The 16,957-nt window shown below is 57.5% G+C and carries 13 protein-coding genes and 1 pseudogene; 1 reads left to right on the top strand and 13 read right to left on the bottom strand.

The window, feature by feature from the left end:
• The 6 genes and pseudogenes from CU102_RS25715 to CU102_RS25685 all read right to left on the bottom strand — a co-directional run.
• Nucleotides 1-1,387, bottom strand: a pseudogene (locus tag CU102_RS25715) (DUF5801 repeats-in-toxin domain-containing protein); the annotation flags it as partial.
• A 1,255-nt stretch (nucleotides 1,388-2,642) separates the two neighbouring features.
• Entirely contained in the window at nucleotides 2,643-3,347 is a 705-nt protein-coding gene (locus tag CU102_RS25705; RefSeq protein ID WP_425351604.1) for a fumarylacetoacetate hydrolase family protein, read from the bottom strand.
• Nucleotides 3,347-4,099, bottom strand: coding sequence for an ABC transporter permease (locus tag CU102_RS25700; RefSeq protein WP_106713911.1), 753 nt, complete (start codon nucleotides 4,097-4,099; stop codon nucleotides 3,347-3,349). Before CU102_RS25700 ends, CU102_RS25705 begins: the two co-directional genes overlap by 1 nt.
• 66 nt (nucleotides 4,100-4,165) lie before the next feature.
• On the bottom strand, nucleotides 4,166-4,969 hold the full coding sequence (locus CU102_RS25695) for an ABC transporter ATP-binding protein (protein ID WP_106713910.1): 804 nt from the start codon (nucleotides 4,967-4,969) through the stop codon (nucleotides 4,166-4,168).
• Between the two features lies 1 nt (nucleotide 4,970).
• Complete coding sequence (locus tag CU102_RS25690; RefSeq protein WP_106713909.1) at nucleotides 4,971-5,780, bottom strand: ABC transporter permease; 810 nt, start codon at nucleotides 5,778-5,780, stop codon at nucleotides 4,971-4,973.
• Between the two features lie 11 nt (nucleotides 5,781-5,791).
• Complete coding sequence (locus CU102_RS25685) at nucleotides 5,792-6,787, bottom strand: ABC transporter substrate-binding protein (RefSeq protein WP_106713908.1); 996 nt, start codon at nucleotides 6,785-6,787, stop codon at nucleotides 5,792-5,794.
• Between the two features lie 179 nt (nucleotides 6,788-6,966).
• Between CU102_RS25685 and CU102_RS25680 the strand changes: the two genes are divergently transcribed.
• Nucleotides 6,967-7,659: a FadR/GntR family transcriptional regulator gene (locus CU102_RS25680; protein WP_106713907.1), complete on the top strand. Its 693-nt coding sequence runs from the start codon at nucleotides 6,967-6,969 to the stop codon at nucleotides 7,657-7,659.
• Between the two features lie 78 nt (nucleotides 7,660-7,737).
• Here the strand turns inward: CU102_RS25680 and CU102_RS25675 are convergent, their stop codons facing one another.
• From CU102_RS25675 to CU102_RS25645, 7 genes are all read right to left on the bottom strand, one after another.
• Nucleotides 7,738-9,558: an ABC transporter ATP-binding protein gene (locus CU102_RS25675; RefSeq protein WP_106713906.1), complete on the bottom strand. Its 1,821-nt coding sequence runs from the start codon at nucleotides 9,556-9,558 to the stop codon at nucleotides 7,738-7,740.
• 21 nt (nucleotides 9,559-9,579) lie between these two features.
• Nucleotides 9,580-10,431, bottom strand: a complete 852-nt coding sequence (locus tag CU102_RS25670; RefSeq protein ID WP_106713905.1) for a sulfite exporter TauE/SafE family protein — start codon at nucleotides 10,429-10,431, stop codon at nucleotides 9,580-9,582.
• A gap of 55 nt (nucleotides 10,432-10,486) precedes the next feature.
• Complete coding sequence (locus tag CU102_RS25665) at nucleotides 10,487-12,292, bottom strand: gamma-glutamyltransferase family protein (RefSeq protein ID WP_425351603.1); 1,806 nt, start codon at nucleotides 12,290-12,292, stop codon at nucleotides 10,487-10,489.
• 19 nt (nucleotides 12,293-12,311) lie between these two features.
• Nucleotides 12,312-13,172 (bottom strand): ABC transporter permease, encoded by an 861-nt coding sequence (locus CU102_RS25660; protein ID WP_106713904.1) that lies wholly within the window; start codon nucleotides 13,170-13,172, stop codon nucleotides 12,312-12,314.
• Nucleotides 13,169-14,116 carry an ABC transporter permease gene (locus CU102_RS25655; protein WP_106713903.1) on the bottom strand — a complete coding sequence of 316 codons (948 nt, stop codon included), beginning with the start codon at nucleotides 14,114-14,116 and terminating at the stop codon, nucleotides 13,169-13,171. The genes CU102_RS25660 and CU102_RS25655 overlap by 4 nt, the downstream gene beginning before the upstream one ends.
• A 75-nt stretch (nucleotides 14,117-14,191) precedes the next feature.
• A complete protein-coding gene (locus tag CU102_RS25650) occupies nucleotides 14,192-15,694 on the bottom strand; it encodes an ABC transporter substrate-binding protein (RefSeq protein ID WP_106713902.1) in 1,503 nt (500 codons plus the stop codon).
• The gene (locus CU102_RS25645; RefSeq protein ID WP_245425556.1) at nucleotides 15,691-16,470 is read right to left on the bottom strand and encodes a FadR/GntR family transcriptional regulator; all 780 of its coding nucleotides are present in this window, start codon (nucleotides 16,468-16,470) and stop codon (nucleotides 15,691-15,693) included. Before CU102_RS25645 ends, CU102_RS25650 begins: the two co-directional genes overlap by 4 nt.
• Nucleotides 16,471-16,957: the final 487 nt, after the last annotated feature.

The raw sequence follows: 16,957 nt of genomic DNA, 5'->3' as shown, positions 1-16,957 counted from the left end.
TGATGGCGTCACCATCTGCACCGGCATCCGAGGTGAAGGCCGTCGAGAAATCCGCGCTGGCGTCGGTCGTCAGGTCGGTCTCGTCCACCGTCAGTTCCGGCACAACACCGTCTGCCGTGATCGTCGGGCCATCATCGTCGAAGTTGATGAAGGAGCCAACCTCTTCGCTGTGGGCGTTGGTGGTTTGCGTCGAGAAATGGAACTCGGTGATGTCGAGCCCTTCGTTTGAATCGACCCCCGTAACCGTCAGCCGATCCATCTGGCTGCTGGTTGTGACATCGACGGTGGTGACGTTATCGAGCCCGGTGATGGTGACGACGCCGGTGCCGAGCCCGCTGACGGTGACGTTGCCGCTTGCCGTGGCATAGGTGCCATTGACCGTGATGGGGGATGCAAACCCCGACGTGCCCGTCAACGTGATGCTGGTGATGGGCGCGGCGGCGGTCGGGCTGCCGTTAAAGAAGTCCGAGCCCTGCTCGTTGCCCGTAACGTCGAAGGCGCTGATCCTGATGTCCACCCGCAAATTCGGAGCAGACGGCGTGAGCTGGTTGATCGTGAACCCCGCCTGCATGACATTATCGAGATGGCTGCCATACTGGATTTCCGCGCCATCACCTGCGGGCAGGGTACCGCCGGTGACAAAATCGACCTGCAGCGTTTCGGTCGGATTAATGCTCTGGTTGGCGACGCCGAAGCCCTGTGTACTCACGTTGGCGGTGCCATTGGCCGCCCCCTCGAAACCTGTCACCAGAAGCTGCTTGCTAGCGTCATTGGACGAATTGATCAGGTAGAAATCATGATTGCCGGGCGCGGCGTTCTGGCCTGAGAAATTATTCACGGAGGTCCCCGTGACCGAGGCGAACACCTTGTCAGTCAGATCGATTTGGTCGTCCGGGTCGGTTTCATCGGGATGGAGCAATGGCACATACTGGACCGTATAAAGGTCCGCATTGGTGGCGCTGGTGCTGATCAGCGCAAACGAGAGGGCGAGCGGCCCGGTCTCAACCGGCTCGGCGAGCGGGTCAGAGGTACCAATGACGCCGATTACGACGTTTGGATTAGTTGGGTCCTGGAACAGCCACACATAATTGCCATCGACCGTCTGAATGCCGCTGTTCACGCCGACGGTAGTGGAAAACGGGGTCCCGGAGGAGTCTTGGGTGAGAATGACCGAGGCAATGGTTTCCCCGGCGCTCGCCGTGACCTCTACGAAATCGGTCTGGAAGGCGACCTCCGGTGAGGTCAGCCCGCCCGTATCGTCGAGACTGAGCAGATATTGCAGCGTGGTGTTGGTGCTGTGCGGCGAAACGGACGGGTCAACATCATTGTCCGTAAGACCGGTGCTCTCGTCGATGATGATGTCTTGGGTGGTGATGTCGAGTGCCATGGAAATTCTCCTCGGTTAAAACGCATCAGGAAAAAGGATCCAGCCCCCAGGTGCCGAAGTGCACCCGCAAGGGTCTACCCCCTTGCGCAGCCTCGCCTGTGCGAGCCCGCACGCAGCCTCCGCGCGCAAACAACGCACGTAAGCAAAAGCCAAAATATTCGCGCTAATCGCTTATTTTCAGGCGCATCGAGACACAGCTCAACGCTCTGTAAGATTACTTACAGATGGTCAGCCCCTTAATGTCTAAGATGTACCTAAAATACGCAGGCAGCACTGCTGCCCCATCTCCTTGCTTTGCTCAGAGGTAGTTGTGATGACAATGCCGAAGATTAATTCGTCAGACAGTGCAAGAGAGAGCTGGAAAAATTCGACGGCAATCTATGAAGATCATGCCCACCCCCCGCGTCAACACGCGAATTTCACCTTAACTGTACATCGTACTACGTATTCAATGATAATGCTAGGTAGGTAGGTAGACAATTCGATGTAGGAATTGCAGTCATTGTAGTGTCCAGGATTGCCCGCCCTATCAACCCGGTATCCGGTCAGAATTCGTTTCCGTTGCGGGGTGTGCCGACTGGCCCGCGGTAATACCGGGGAGAAGGTGGATCGGCAATGTCGCGGCGCTGGGATAGGCCAGGCCTCCACAGTTCGTCGTCGTACCGCATCCCCTGGTATAACCAGTAATTGCCGTAGTCCCGCAGCGCGGGCCGGATTCAGCTCTCCGTCACGCGGCGATGGCAGCCGCTCTTAAGGGAATGACCAGCATAGCGACGTTGTGATACAACTTGGGCATATTGAAAATTCGAGGTGTCGTAACATGCCAATTCATAAAAAAGTTGCTGCCACTTGCGACCAGCTTAAGGCAAGTTTCCCCGACGCTCATTTTCTCATCGTAGCAGTCACGAAGAGCACATCGGATGGCAGCAATCGTTGGAACATACATTCCGATTTGTCGTCGACAGAAATCCCTCAGTTGGTCAAATCTTTGTCTACTATGCTGCAGAACAACGTTATTGCGGATGCCGCGCCCAAGGGTAGTGCATAGTGGTTGCGGGGGCCATTGAAAGAATTGTGAACCCGCCGCACAAAGTCGCGCTTCGAAATAGAATGTACCCGGCTACAAGGGTGTGTTGCATAATCGGAATTATGGAACTGCCGGACCGGAATTTTTTCCCCGCTGTAGCAAATCACCGTCGCCAACCGAGTCTCGGGTATCTGGGAAACAAGTTTGCGTTCGCTCAAGCAACTGGCTTCAGACGACACGGACCTCGAGATCACCGACACCGTCAATGTGGCCATTAAGTACATCGCCGCGATTGACAGCGCCGACACCTGCGGGCGTTCCCGAAAGGATGATGTCTCCTGGCCTCAGCGTGAACAAGCCTGACAGATAGCTGATCATCTCCGGAACCTTCCAGATCATCTGGTTGAGATCTCCAGTCTGTCTTCGCTCGCCGTTGACGTCCAGCCATATGACACCCTGGGTGGGATGGCCGATCGTACCAGCAGGAACCAGCGGTGTGCACGGTCCCGATGCTTCGAAGGCCTTTCCAACTTCCCAGGGACGCCCCATGTCCTTGGCCTTCCCCTGAAGGTCGCGCCGCGTCATGTCGAGACCGACGCCATAGCCATACACGCAATCAAGTGCCTTTTCGACTGGAATGTCCCTGCCGCCGCTTTTCAGAGCCACGACCATCTCGATCTCATGGTGGACATCGTTCGATGCAGGAGGATACGGAAATTGTCCGCTCGTATCGAGGTTGTCGGGGTTTTTCTGAAAGAAGAACGGTGATTCCTTGTTGGGGTCGTGTCCCATCTCCACAGAATGGGCAGCGTAGTTCCGGCCGACACAGTAGACCCGGTGAACCGGGAAAAACTGGTCGGACCCTGCAACCGGAATGGCCGGGATCGGCGTTGGTTCGATGACGTAGTCAGATGCTGGGCGGTCCATGTTCATTATCTTGCTCCTGCGTAATATTCGACTTTCGCTTCTGCTTGTTCGATCAGTTGAGCGACCAACAAGGCAAAGGCGAAAAGGATGATGGTAAGGGCCCAGAATTCGGCCATGCGGAAGTTCCGTGAAAACGTTTCGAACAGGGCGCCATAACCGACGATGGCAACCAGCAATTGGCCGATGACGACGCCCTTGACGCCGCGGATAAGGCCAAGACGGATACCGGCGAGGATCTCCGGAAGTGCTGCGAGCAGAATGACCTTGGTATAGAGCGCGCGGCGCGAGGCCCCATACGACCGTGCCATCTCGACAAGGGACGGCGAGATATGCCGTACACCAGCGCGGGTATCGAGGACTATGATCCAGATCGCGAACAGAAACACGGCTGCAACGATCGTCCTCTCGCCGAAGCCAAAGAGGATCATCAGGACTGGAACCAGCGCGGACAGAGGAGCGCTGGAAAAAATGTTCACCCACATGCCGAGCAGGTCATCGGCTATCTTGACGCGTCCCATCAGAATACCGAGCGGCACTCCAAACAGAATTGACAATGCCATTCCCATGACAAACGCACGCAGCGTCGTGATCGTTGCGTTCTGCCAGGACGCCGTCTGCACGAGGTGGACCGCGGCGGCAAGCACCTCGCTCAGGGGCGGGAGAAGGAAGACCAGGTGCGCCCGTCCGATGATCTCCCAGATCAAACACCAGACGAGAAGTGAAGCCATCATCGGCACGCGGTAGCCAAACAGCGTCATTTACGTACCTCACGAACGCGGCTGGGTTGATTGCGGTCTTGGGGGTTGGCGATAGTCGATGTTGGTCTACTCCACATATTGCTTCAGCCCCTGCCAGATCTCCTCGACGGTGTCGAGATAGTGTTTGTCCCGATGAATTCGCTCCGGATCGACCGAGCGATCGATTTGTGGCTCAATGACCTGGGATACCCTGCCGGGCCTCGGCGACAACAGCACGATGCGGTCAGAGATGTACACGGCTTCCTCGATGGAGTGCGTTACAAAGATGAAGGTTTTATTTTGATTGGTACGCAGCCGAATGAGGTCTTCCTGGAACTTCCGCCGGTTCTGTTCATCGACTGCGGAAAACGGTTCATCGAGGAGCAAAACATCGGCATCCACCGACAGTGCCCGCGCCAGTCCAACACGTTGGCGCATGCCACCGGAAAGCTCGTGAGGGTATTTGTCCCCGAAACCCGCGAGGCCAACTTCATCAATGTAATGACGGGCAATGTTTTCACGTTTGGTCTTGTCCATTCCGCGCAGTTCGAGACCAAATGCGACGTTGCGCAGTACCGTTGCCCAAGGCATCAGTGCGAAGTCCTGGAACACGAAGGCTCGCTCGGGTCCAGGTGTGCTGACGTATTTTCCATCGATCGCGATGGTGCCTGCATCAGCTGTTATCAGACCCGCGATGATCTTCAGCAGCGTGGTCTTGCCGCAGCCGCTTGGACCCAGAAGGCTGGTCAATTTGCCCCGCGGAAAGTCGAGGTCGATACTGCGTAGCGCCTCAACGCTCCCGTAGTACTTGGAAACTCCCCTCACCTCCACAATCGAATCTGCTGACGCGGAAACTGGCGACGGTCCATTACGCAATACGGTGGCGCGCATGTCATGCTCCTCGCTTCTCGGGCCTGAATAAGCGGATCTCGATCCACTGCAGCACAATGAGCGTGAGCGTCGAAAGTGCGATTATCGAGCCAATTGTTGCATACATCTCGGCATAGTCGGCACGCGAGCGGTGGAAGGTTATGAGATCGCCGATCCCGGTCGGTGTAATCAGTAGCTCGGCGAGAACGACGCCGACGAATCCGGCTGCGACACCCAGGCGCAACCCCGCGAAGATGACCGGGCTGGCGTCAGGAAGAATGATCTTGGCCACGGTCTGCCACCGTGTCCCGAGAAATGATCGACACATGACGAGCAACGACTCGTTCACATTGCGCACCGCCTTGTAGGTGTTGAGCACGATCACAGGCAATGCAAGGATCATTACTGCAAGTGTCTTGGCCGTCATCCCGATTCCGTAGATGAACGTGACCATGGGGATGAAGGCCGCGACGGGAGCTGCCTGAAGCACAATGAACACCGGAATGAGCAGCCATTCACCGGCGCGCCATAGTCCGCACAGCGTACCCAGGCCGACGCCAAGAAAAGCCGAGAGAACAACTCCGAGCAGCAAGGGTTGCAATGTTGAAAGATATGCCGTTGGCAGGCTGCCATCTGCGACCAGTTTGACGAACGCAACCATTGTGTCGGAGAAGGTCGGAAAAGCGAAGCTAACCGGAATCCGGCCCGCGATCTCCCAGGCGCCTGCAAATAACGCGATTGACATGAACCGCAGGAGAATCGACTGGTCTCTCCAGCCGGAATGGGACGCGAGGCTGACAGCCCCGCGCTCAGCCCTCAGACTGTTCTCCATAGGGCGGGCTCCTACTTCTTGCCGAGCTTGGCGACGGCGCGGTCAATGGCCGAGACATCCCAGAAATCGTCGACCTTTAGGGTAGCCGGATCGCCCTCGATCTGACCAGCCAGGCTGAAGAATGCAAAGTCGCCGGTGGCTGCGTCGGTGCCGCCGCCATTCAGCGCAAGGCTACCGGCCTCAGCGGTCTCCTTGTAGTACTCCTCGATTTCCTTGTCGCCATCCGCACCGAGATCGGGCAGAAGCTTGTACTTGTTGCGGAGTTCCACGGCGACAGCGGGATTTTCGGTGATCTCACGCCCCGTCTTCATCAATTCCTCAACCAGGATGTCAACATCGGCCGCGTTGCTCTTGAGGTAGTCCGCCGTCGCAAACAACGCCTCATCCGATGCACTGACGTTGTCGACCGGCAGGACAGTGAACTTGCCGGGGGCTTCCGCTTCAAGGGCACGCCGGTTGGCCGCGTCTACGATCGAGGCTTTCAGGGTTCCCTGGATCAACGCGTTGCGCCGCACCTCCGAACCTGGCACATAGCTGATCTTGCCGAGCGTGATACCATTCGCCTTAGCCATCAGCAGCATGACGGCCTCGGTACCGGAGCCTCGCGCCTGAACCGCCACTTCCTGGCCATCGAGATCCTTCCAGCTCTTGTAGGATTCGCTATTGACCACCGGGAAAAATCGCAGTGTCGAGATTTGCGCGAAAAGACGGATCGGCACCCCGACCTTCTGGATCAGGGTGTAGGGCGCGCCTATGCCCACATCGGCCTGGCCGCCTACAATCGCCTGGGCGGCCAGATCCTCATCGTTAAGGATGATCAGCTCGACGCCAACCCCGCGCTCCTTGGCGCGCTCGATTGCCGCAAGGGTCTGAATGGACTCTATTCCGGGCAGATCACCAAATGCGATCCGCATATTGCCGGCGTGGGCCGGGCCCAGGGGCATTGCGCTTCCGATGGTTGCGGCGAGAGCAATGGCTAGTACGGTACGTCTGGACAGTTTGGTCATTGTTGCTTCCTCCCGTGTCTTTTGTAACCAATAGTCCAAATGGTTAAAGATATGCCCCGGATTGGTCAAGCAATAATTGACAATTCGGCTGAGCCAGACCACAAAATTGGCAGTTGACGAAATCCCGCAATCGAATTAACAACCATTATTAGGAATCAATATGCAGATTGGTTAAACCAATGGACAATGTAGGAGACGGCGGCCACGCCGCGTTGGTGCAGCTTCAGGCCTATCTGGGTCAAATGAACCTTTCGGGCGAAACCCGGTTGCCCGCCGAACGGGAACTGTGCGAAAGCCTCGGCGTGTCGCGTGGCGATCTGCGCAAGGCGCTGGCGGTGCTCGAGAAAGACGGCCGTATCTGGCGCCATGTCGGCAAGGGTACCTTCGTCGGTAGCGGACCGATTGAGGAGACGATCGGCATTTCTGAAATTGCCGGACGGACGAACCCCGCCGATGTGATGCGTGCGCGACTTATCATCGAGCCGGAGATTGCGCGCGAAGCGGCGCTGCACGCCACACTCGACGACATCGCTGCAATGCGACAGTCGCTCGCGCAAACGCGTGACGCAGCAACATGGCGGCAATATGAGAATATAGACAATCTGCTCCACCGACAGATCGCCCAGGCGAGCAGCAATAACGTGCTACTTGGCCTCTTCGACGTGCTGAACGCAGTTCGCCGCACTGTGGTGTGGGGCCGTCTGCGATCCGATGGTGCGCGTCCACCAGCCGACCATCACAGTTTTGCCGACCATGAACGGATTGTCGAAGCGATCGCTGAACGCGACCTTAGCGGTGCGGCGGCCGCCATGCGCCAACATTTGCAGCAGGTCGAACGGCGCTTGATCCCGGTCCGTGAGGCCGCTGAATAGTTCGGCTCAGTACCAAACATTCGTTGTGACGCGCCTTGAACGGGTGGTTCGATCGGCAGAGAGCAGTGATATTCGCTCTTATGCCCACTCCGCTCCCCACTCCTGCACCATATGATTGGGCCCGACCTGTTTGAATGGCCGGACAGGAACCTGATAATCCAACGCGCGGATCGGGCTCTTCAACTCGTCATTGACCAGCCGCTTTTTGCTGACGCGGAGGCCTGGATCCGGGATCGGTACCGCCGAGAGCAGCCGCTTGGTGTAAGGATGCTGCGGGTTGCCGAAGACGCTGGCGCGCGACCCAATCTCGACGATCTCGCCTAGATACATCACCGCCACTCGGTGGCTGATCCGTTCAACAACAGCCATGTCGTGCGAAATGAAGAGGAAAGCCAGTTTCAGTCTTTCCTGCAGGTCCAGCATCAGATTGATCACCTGTGCCTTGATCGAAACGTCAAGCGCGGAAACGGCCTCGTCGGCAACGATGAGTTCGGGGCCGAGCGACAAGGCGCGGGCGATGCAGATACGCTGGCGCTGTCCTCCGGAAAACTCGTGTGGGTAGCGGTCATAGATCTCGGCGCTCAGGCCGACACTCTTCAAGAGTTCGCCCACTCTTTCCCGTGCTCGTTTCGGCGTTTCCGTCGCATGCGCAATCATCGGCTCAGCAATGCTCTCGCCGATGCGCATACGTGGATTGAGGCTGGCATAGGGATCCTGGAATATCATCTGCATGCGCTTGCGCGTGTCGCGAAACGAGGATTTTCCGGTGTTTAGAATGTCTTCACCAGCAAGCTGGATCGACCCGCTGGTCGGCTCGGTCAAACGGACGATGGAGCGACCTGTAGTCGACTTGCCGCAACCGGACTCGCCAACCAGCGCAAGCGTTTCGCCGCGATGAATGCTGAACGAGATATTCTCCACCGCGTGGACGCGGCCAGCCAAGCCGCGCAATACACCTTTGCGAATGTCAAAATACTTGGTGAGATTCTTCACCTCGAGGATCGGCCGCGCAATGCTGATTGTATCGAAGCCTGCGGGCGGCTCGGCTGCGATGCCCGTCTTCTGATCGACGACAGGAAAGCGCAGCGGACGTGCCTTCCCAGTCATGGAACCGAGCTTCGGCACGGCCGAAAGCAGCGAGCGCGTATAGACATGCTGCGGATTGTTGAAAATGTCCGCGGTGTCGCCGCTTTCGACAAGATCGCCACGCAACATGACAATGGTGCGGTCAGCAATTTCGGCGACCACGCCCATATCATGGGTGATGAACAGGACGGCCATACCCTCCTCTTCCTGCAGATCCCGGATTAGCTCGAGAATCTGGGCCTGGATCGTAACATCGAGCGCGGTAGTGGGCTCGTCAGCAATCAGGAGCTTCGGCTTGCAGGCAAGGGCCATGGCGATCATCACACGCTGGCGCATGCCACCGGAAAGCCGGTGCGGATAATCGTTGAAGCGCGCCTTCGCAGAAGGGATGCGTACTCTTTCAAGAAGCCGGATGACTTCCGCTTCGGCCTCGGCGCGGCTCATGTTGCGATGACAGATCAAAGCTTCGACGATCTGGAATCCGATGGTAAGGCTCGGATTAAGACTGGTCATCGGCTCCTGAAAGATCATGGCAATTTCATTGCCACGCACGCTGCGCATCTCCTTCTCGGGAAGATCAAGAAGCGATCGGCCCGCCAGTGCAATTCTGCCCTCGACCTTGCTGTTGCCACCCGGAAGCAGCCGCATAATCGACAGGGCCGTCATGCTCTTGCCAGAGCCGGATTCGCCGACAATGGCCACAGTTGTCTTGGGCGCGACATCGAACGAGATGTCGCGAACGACCGGCGTCCATATCCCATCATTGTGGAAGGACGTGCGCAGCCTGGTGACGGACAAAATAGGAGGGGTCATGGGCGATCCTTCATCGAAAGCTCAGAGCAGCACACTGGCAAGGAAGCGAAGGCAGATCAGAAGGAGGAAAATGCCGAAGGCCATCTCCAGCTTCGACTTGGACCACGAGTGCGCAAGCTTCACCCCGATCGGGGCAGTCAGAACCGTGGTCGGAATGAAGAGGGCCAGTCCGAGCAGCGAGACATACCCTATGGCGAGTGGAAACTGCAGTGCAGCAACGTCGGGAAATTGCACAGCGCGCGACCAGCCCGCATACATATAGCCAAGCGTCCCCGGAATTGAGATCAAAATACCGAGCCCCGATGAGGTCGCTACCGCCTGATGGATCGGGCGGCCGTAGAACGTCATAAACAGATTGGACAATTGTCCGCCGCCGATGCCCATCAGCGACGACAGGATGCCGATGACAATCCCGTAGATACGCATGATCCACCCTGCTGGAACATCATCGGCAATGCGCCATTTGTCGTTGCCAAACAGCAGGCGGATTGCGGAGGTGCCTGCGACGACGACAAAGACGATTTTGAAAAGATTGGCGGGAGCATAACGGGCGATCAAACTGCCCAGCACCACGCCCAAAACCACCGGAACAGCCCATTTACTGAGGATCGTCATGTCGACGGCCCCTTTGGCCTTATGTGCGTAAAAGGAACGCAGCGATGTTGGGATGATGATAGCTAGCGACGTGCCGATGCACAGCGGCATGCGCACCTCTTCCGGTACTCCCATGAAACGGAACAGTTCATAAAGCACCGGAACAGCGACCGCACCGCCACCGACGCCGAAAAGGCCGGCCAACAACCCAGTCACTGCGCCCGCGGCCAGCAGTCCTATGACCAGCCAGGACAGCTCAAAAAGAGGAATGCCAAACATACTTCAACTTTCAATGGAGGCCACGCAGCATGAAGCGTTGGGCCGCGGGGACTGTTCAGCGTCCGATTGCGTAGGCCTGCATGAGGCGTGGAGTGGCGGCCGCGCGCAAGATACCGTCCGGTTCCCGCTCGGCTGCAGTCAAACGTCCGACCGACCATTGGGGAACGACCTCGACATCGTGACCGCGTGCTTTCAGCGCCTCAATGGTTTTCTGACCAAAACTCTCCTCCACGACAAGGCGGCCCGGTATCGCCTCACGCGGATAGAAGGAGGACGGGAAATGCATGGTGTGGAACAGTGGCAGGTCGATTCCCTCCTGCAGGTTCAGACCGTGATGCACCCGCCGCAGAAACAATGCCAGCTGCCACTGGTCCTGCTGGTCGCCGCCCGGCGTACCGAACACCATGCGCGGTTTGCCTGCAAACAGCGCCAGCGAAGGTGTCAAAGTGGTGCGCGGTCGCTTGCTCGGCGCCATGCTAGACGGCAGTCCGGGCTCCAGCCAGAACATCTGCGCACGCGTGTTGAGCGCAAACCCAAGCTCGGTGATGACCGGCGACGATTGCAGCCATCCGCCCGAAGGCGTGGCAGAGATCATATTGCCCCACCGGTCGATGACATCGATATGAACGGTATCACCACGCCTTTCGGTGCGAAGGTGCGCCATCGTCGGCTCACCTGCGCCGGGCGCAACATCACTGCTTGCGCCGGCATAACGCACCTGTGACATTGCCGTTTTGAGCTGGCCGTCATAGCCCGGAACCGTGCCGGGCCTCAGCTCCGTCGACGCCCGGTTTCCGATCAGTCCACGCCGCTGTGCAGCATAGGCATCAGACAGCAGCACCTTTAACGGAACATCGACGAAATCCGGATCACCGTAATAGACTTCGCGGTCGGCAAAGGCGAGCTTCATGGCTTCCGTAACAGTGTGAATGAAATCAGCGCTGTCCGGCTTCATGGCGGCGATGTCCAGCTCTTTCAAGAGTGAGAGCGTCTGCAGGAATACCGGCCCCTGCCCCCATGGTCCGGTCTTGGCTACTGTCCAGCCGTGGTAATCATAGGTCAGCGGAGTTTCGTATGTGGCGCTCCAGCGAGCCATATCGTCGCCTGTCAAAAGCCCCTTGTGACGGCGCCCGCTGGTATCCATCGCCTCGGTCTCCCGGCAGAAGCGGTCAATCGCCTCGGCAATGAAGCCGCGATAGAAAACATCGCGCGCCTTTTCGATCGTGGCCTCCCGATTTCCTCCGGCTGCTTCCGCCTCGTCGACGATGCGCTGATAGGTATCTGCGAGGACAGGATTGCAGAACAGCTTCCTGGCTTCCGGCGCATTGCCGCCGGGCAGCCAGGTTGCTGCCGAGGTCGGCCACTCCTTGGCGAAGAATTCGGCATTGTCCTTAATCGTGTTGGCAACGCGCGGCAGAAGCGGATGGCCGTGGCGGGCATAATAAATTGCCGGTTCCATCACATCGCGGAGCTTCATCGAGCCGTGATCGCGCAGAAGAACCATCCAGGCGTCAAATGCACCAGGAACGACCGCGGCCAGAAGGCCCGAGCCGGGCACCAGTTCAAGGCCCATCGCTTTATACGCATCGATGGTTGCAGCTTGTGGCGTCACCCCTTGTCCGCACAACACCTCGGTCTTTCCGCTCAGGACTGAATGAAGGATGATGGGCACTTCACCGGCGGGACCGACCAGATGCGGCTCCACCACCTGCAGCACGAAACCGGCGGCAGCGGCAGCGTCGAAGGCATTACCGCCGCGCTCCAACATTGCCATGCCGGCAGCTGACGCAAGCCAGTGCGTCGAGGTCACAACGCCAAAGGTGCCCAAAATTTCCGGTCTGGTAGTAAACATGGTTGTCATTCCTACTATCTGTAAATGTTCAGTATTCGCGCGGATCGATTGCGTCGCGCAGGCCGTCACCCAGAAGGTTGAAGCCCAAAACGGCGAGGAAGATTGCGGCTCCCGGCCACAGCGACATCCAGGGAGCCTGCGAGATGAAGTTCTTGGCCGTGTTCAGCATCGAGCCCCAGGAGGGATTGGGCGGCTGTTGACCAAGGCCGAGGAAGGACAGACTTGCCTCTGCGATGATGGCGGCGGCAATCGTCAGCGTCGCCTGTACAATGACCGGAGGGATGGAGTTTGGCAGTATGTAGTGCAGGATGATGCGTGTGTGTCGCAGGCCAATAACGTGAGCCGCCTCGACATATTCCTCTGCCTTTACCGATAAAACCTGACCTCTTGTCAGGCGGGCAAAAATTGGTGCAGCAGAAAGACCAATGGCGATCATGGCATTGGTGAGGCTGGCGCCCAGAAATGCAGCGAGTGAAATGGCAAGGATAAGAAAGGGAATGGCCAGCATCGCGTCAATCAGGCGAGAAATGATACTATCGATCCAGCCGCCAAAATATCCGGCGAGCAGGCCGAATGGTACGCCGACAATGACGGCAATCACCACGGACACGCCACCAGCCATCAAGGATGCGCGCGCGCCATAGATCATGCGTGAGAAAATATCGCGGCCCAACTCATCCGTTCCCAACCAGAACCGGACCGACGGCGGCTTGCGCACAGTGGTGAAGCTCGTCTGAAACGGATCATAGGGTGCAATCAGCGGCGCAAAGATCGCGAGTGCCACGAACAGGCCGACAATGACAGCCCCTGCAACTGCCGCCCTGTTCCTGGTGAATTTGGATAATTGGCGACTGAAAGGGCTCTTCTGGACAGAGGCTACGGCACTCATGCTGCATCTCTCAAGCGCGGGTTGACGACGATGTAGAGGAGGTCGGCGACGAGGTTCATCAGGATGAAACCAACGGCAGTGCATAGCACCACACCTTGAACCACCGCATAATCGCGGGTGAAGACGGCGTCGACGATCAGTTTGCCAAAGCCTGGAATGGTGAAGATCTGTTCGGTCAGGACCGCACCTGCAAGCAGTTCGCCGAACAACAGCGTAGAAAGCGTGATGATCGGTACCAGCGCGTTCTTCAACGCATGGCGCAGGATCACGGTCTTTTCGTTAAGGCCTTTGGCCCGTGCGGTTCGCACATAATCAGATCGTAGCACGCCGAGCATGGCAGACCTGGTGTGGCGCATCAGAACGCCGGCAAGCCCTGTCCCCAGAACGAAAGCCGGCATCAGCATCGTGCGCAGGTTCTGGCTGATATCCTCGAGGGGTGAGGTGTAACCGGAAGCAGGAAGCAATTGCCATTGCACCGACACAAGCAGGATGAGCATAAGGCCCAGCCAGAAATTGGGGATCGAAAGGCCGGACAATGCAACGACGTTGATCGCATAGTCGGTGGCCGTGCCTTTGCGTATCGCAGAAATGATGCCGGCAGGCACGCCGATCACAAAGGCGATGACCATTGCAAATGCCGCCAGCTGGATGGTTACTGGCAGCTTCTGTACGATCAGCCCGAGCACGGGCTGCTCGGTCCGTAGCGAGATTCCAAGGTCGCCTCGCACAATCTGCCCGAGCCATGCGACGTACTGGACCGGAATCGGATCATTGAGATGATATTTCTCCTGCAAGTAGGCAATCGTTTCCGGATCGCGGTCCTCGCCCGCCATGGTGAGGATGGGATCACCGGGGAGAAGTTTCTGCATACCGAACACCAGCATGGAGACGAGCAGCAGCGTAGGCAGGACGACGATACATCGTCTAAAAACAATCTCGATCATGGGACAGCACTTTTAAGCTTGAAGCGGTAAAGCAATGAAGCGACCGCTGGATTGGTCGCCCCATGCCGACGAAGATCAACCCTCGGACGAAACACCTTTGAGGCGGATCATGCCATCGGGATAAGCGGTGAAGCCCTTCACCTTGGCGCGCGCCGCAAATGGCCAGGGCTGATAGTAAAGATAGACGATCGGTAACTCATCCTGGATGATTTCCTCGGCTTGATCGTAGAGCGCCTTGCGCTTGACCGTATCGGTCAGGCTTCGCGCCTCCTCAAGCAGCGCGTCCACTTTCTCGCTACAAAAGTGAGCATCGTTGAGATTGCCCTTGCAGCTGACAAAGCTGTGAATGTTGCCATCCGGATCGGCACGACCCGACCATCCGCTCTGGCCAGCTTCGAAGTTACCTTCCTTCAGCGCCGACTGCAGTGCGGCAAACTCCGTCGGACGCAGCGAGATGTCGAATCCGGCTTCTGCCGACATTGCCTGGATCAGCTCATACACCTGCTGTGAGGCGGTGTTGTTTCCGAAGGCGATTTCCAGCTTGACGCGCTCATGGCCGGCTTCGGCCAAAAGTGCCTTGGCTTTCGCGACGTCGCGCTGGCGGCTTTCGAACTTCTTGTCATAGGCAAAGCTGGTCGGTGGGAACGGCTGATAAGCGGGCTGGAAGATACCTTGTCCGACAACTTCGTTGATGACGTTGCGGTCGATCGAAAGTTCAAAGGCCTGACGGATGCGTTTGTCGTATCCGATCGGGAACGTGTCCTTGTCACCCTTCTTCAGGTTGAAGGTCAAGGCCTGGTAACCGGTTCCTGTAACCGGATAGAATGCGAGATTGGCGTCTCCCTTCACCGCTTCAATATCCGAGGGTGCGATGCGTTCAATAATATCAAGATCGCCCGAGCGCAGATTTGCCAAACGCACCGTCGAGTCCGAGATCGGAATGAAAGTGAGCTTGTCGTAGTTGAAGTTGTTCGCATCCCAATAGTCGGCAAACTTCTCCAGCACGATACGGTCGTTCTGGATACGCTCCACGAACTTGTAGGGACCGGAGCAAACAGGATTCTGGCCAAAGTCTGCGCTCTCGAAAGCCCTGGGCGACAGGATCATGCCGGCGCGGTCGGCAAGCTGCGATAGGAGTGACGCGTCAGGCTTCACGAGGTGGATGGCCAGCGTCGTGGCATCTGTCACTTCTACCGAGTCGATCGAAGCAACCTCGCTCTTGCGCAGCGATTCCGGCAGGGACTTGGCCCGCTCGAGATTGGCCTTCACGGCGGCTGCGTCGATTGTGGTACCATCATGAAACTTGCCGTTGTCGCGCAGAGTGACGGTCAGTGTCTTGCCATCTTCCGACCACGACCATTCCTTGGCCAACTGCGGCTGGATTTCCAGCTTCTCATTGATGTCGAACAGCTTGTCACACAGAGAAGTGAACACAATGCGTCCGACGAAGGTCCTGGCGCGATGCGGATCGAGGATATCGGCATCGTCCTGCAGACCGATACGCAGATCAGCGGCTAAAGTCGGGGAAGCCAAAACCAAAACGGTTACGGCCGACAGGAGTTTCGTTACGCAATTCATTTCATTCCCTCTGTGGTTAAGCTCTGCTGTTCTTGAATTTGCGTCTTTGCGGACGTCGCTTCGCCGACGGCCGGAATATCCGCCGCCTGCATTGCTTCGATTAGCGCTGCCCGCAACGAAATCAGGTGTTCGCGCATTGCTGCTTCCGCCTCAGCCGGGTGGAACCGGCGGATTGCTTCGATCACGGCATCATGCTGCTGGATCGACAGTGCGGTGCGCCCTACCGAGCGCGTGCGTTCGCGAAAATGGCGCCACGATTCGTTCTGCCGAATCTGCTCGATCATGCCTATGAACAGGATGAAAAGCTGGTTGCCTGCAGCTTCGGCAATCTTGCGGTGAAAGGCGCCGTCCCATAATTCCCAGGAATCCGTGTCGGTGGATTCCTTTGCCTTGACCGCCAGTCGTTCGAGTTGTTGGATCAACACTGGCGATGCCTTTGTGGCTGCAAGACGCGCCAACACCGGTTCGATCTCGATACGCACTTCAATGACTTCGAGCGGATTGGTGAATTCGGCAAGATTGTTGACGCGCAACGTACTCGAGACCTGTTGGGGGCCGCCAAAGGTTCCCTTGCCCTGCCGGCGCCAGATGAGGCCTTCGTTCTCCAGAACTTCCAGCGCGCGGCGCAGAGCTCGCCTGCCAACGCCGATTTCTTCCGCCAGTTCCCGTTCGGGCGGCAAGCGCAATTCGCCACCAGATGGAACCGCTGCCAACAGGATGCGCAGCCGCTCAAGGGCGTATCCTGAATTTGCAACAGTGTTGGAGCGAGGCGACACGGAAACCCTCGAATGGTGATCAATTTGATGAAAGGTTCTCATAGGGTGCGGACAGCTCCGAAAACTGCGGAGATTTTCCATCGAATGCGAACCGGAATTCCAGTCTTTCTTCCTCAAGTAAGCGTTTCTTGAGGAACTAGACCCTATTCAACCAATATTTGTGGTGCAACCAATTTCTCCATTGGTTCACATTTTTTCTCGGCGCGGGTACGAGGTGTCCAACCGTTGCAGAGCTGGCTGTAGCGAAAATGCCAATGCGGCCGTCGGATGCGTTGGACTTGCCATCACGAGTGACAATGGGAACCGGCAAGTACTATCTGCACTGCCACAAGACATATGGTAACCGGGCCCATAGATGCCAGACCAGGATATGATGGACAAACAACAAGGGAACAGAAGGCACGGGCTGCAACGGAACTTGTCTTCCGTTGCACAAATGCCAGTCTATATGCGCAACGAATGGCTCACTTGACGGGCCCGCAACACA

The sequence above is a fragment of the Phyllobacterium brassicacearum genome (genome assembly GCF_003010955.1).
In the GTDB taxonomy this organism is placed as follows: Bacteria; Pseudomonadota; Alphaproteobacteria; order Rhizobiales; family Rhizobiaceae; genus Phyllobacterium; species Phyllobacterium brassicacearum.
This window is presented reverse-complemented; position numbering and strand designations above follow the sequence as displayed.

What these genes read in the sequence shown, in the direction of transcription:
- CU102_RS25705 (WP_425351604.1), bottom strand. Translation starts at nt 3,347, where the DNA reads ATGAACATGGACCGCCCAGCATCTGACTACGTCATCGAACCAACGCCG.
- CU102_RS25700 (WP_106713911.1), bottom strand. Translation starts at nt 4,099, where the DNA reads ATGACGCTGTTTGGCTACCGCGTGCCGATGATGGCTTCACTTCTCGTC.
- CU102_RS25695 (WP_106713910.1), bottom strand. Translation starts at nt 4,969, where the DNA reads ATGCGCGCCACCGTATTGCGTAATGGACCGTCGCCAGTTTCCGCGTCA.
- CU102_RS25690 (WP_106713909.1), bottom strand. Translation starts at nt 5,780, where the DNA reads ATGGAGAACAGTCTGAGGGCTGAGCGCGGGGCTGTCAGCCTCGCGTCC.
- CU102_RS25685 (WP_106713908.1), bottom strand. Translation starts at nt 6,787, where the DNA reads ATGACCAAACTGTCCAGACGTACCGTACTAGCCATTGCTCTCGCCGCA.
- CU102_RS25680 (WP_106713907.1), top strand. Translation starts at nt 6,967, where the DNA reads ATGGACAATGTAGGAGACGGCGGCCACGCCGCGTTGGTGCAGCTTCAG.
- CU102_RS25675 (WP_106713906.1), bottom strand. Translation starts at nt 9,558, where the DNA reads ATGACCCCTCCTATTTTGTCCGTCACCAGGCTGCGCACGTCCTTCCAC.
- CU102_RS25670 (WP_106713905.1), bottom strand. Translation starts at nt 10,431, where the DNA reads ATGTTTGGCATTCCTCTTTTTGAGCTGTCCTGGCTGGTCATAGGACTG.
- CU102_RS25665 (WP_425351603.1), bottom strand. Translation starts at nt 12,292, where the DNA reads ATGACAACCATGTTTACTACCAGACCGGAAATTTTGGGCACCTTTGGC.
- CU102_RS25660 (WP_106713904.1), bottom strand. Translation starts at nt 13,172, where the DNA reads ATGAGTGCCGTAGCCTCTGTCCAGAAGAGCCCTTTCAGTCGCCAATTA.
- CU102_RS25655 (WP_106713903.1), bottom strand. Translation starts at nt 14,116, where the DNA reads ATGATCGAGATTGTTTTTAGACGATGTATCGTCGTCCTGCCTACGCTG.
- CU102_RS25650 (WP_106713902.1), bottom strand. Translation starts at nt 15,694, where the DNA reads ATGAATTGCGTAACGAAACTCCTGTCGGCCGTAACCGTTTTGGTTTTG.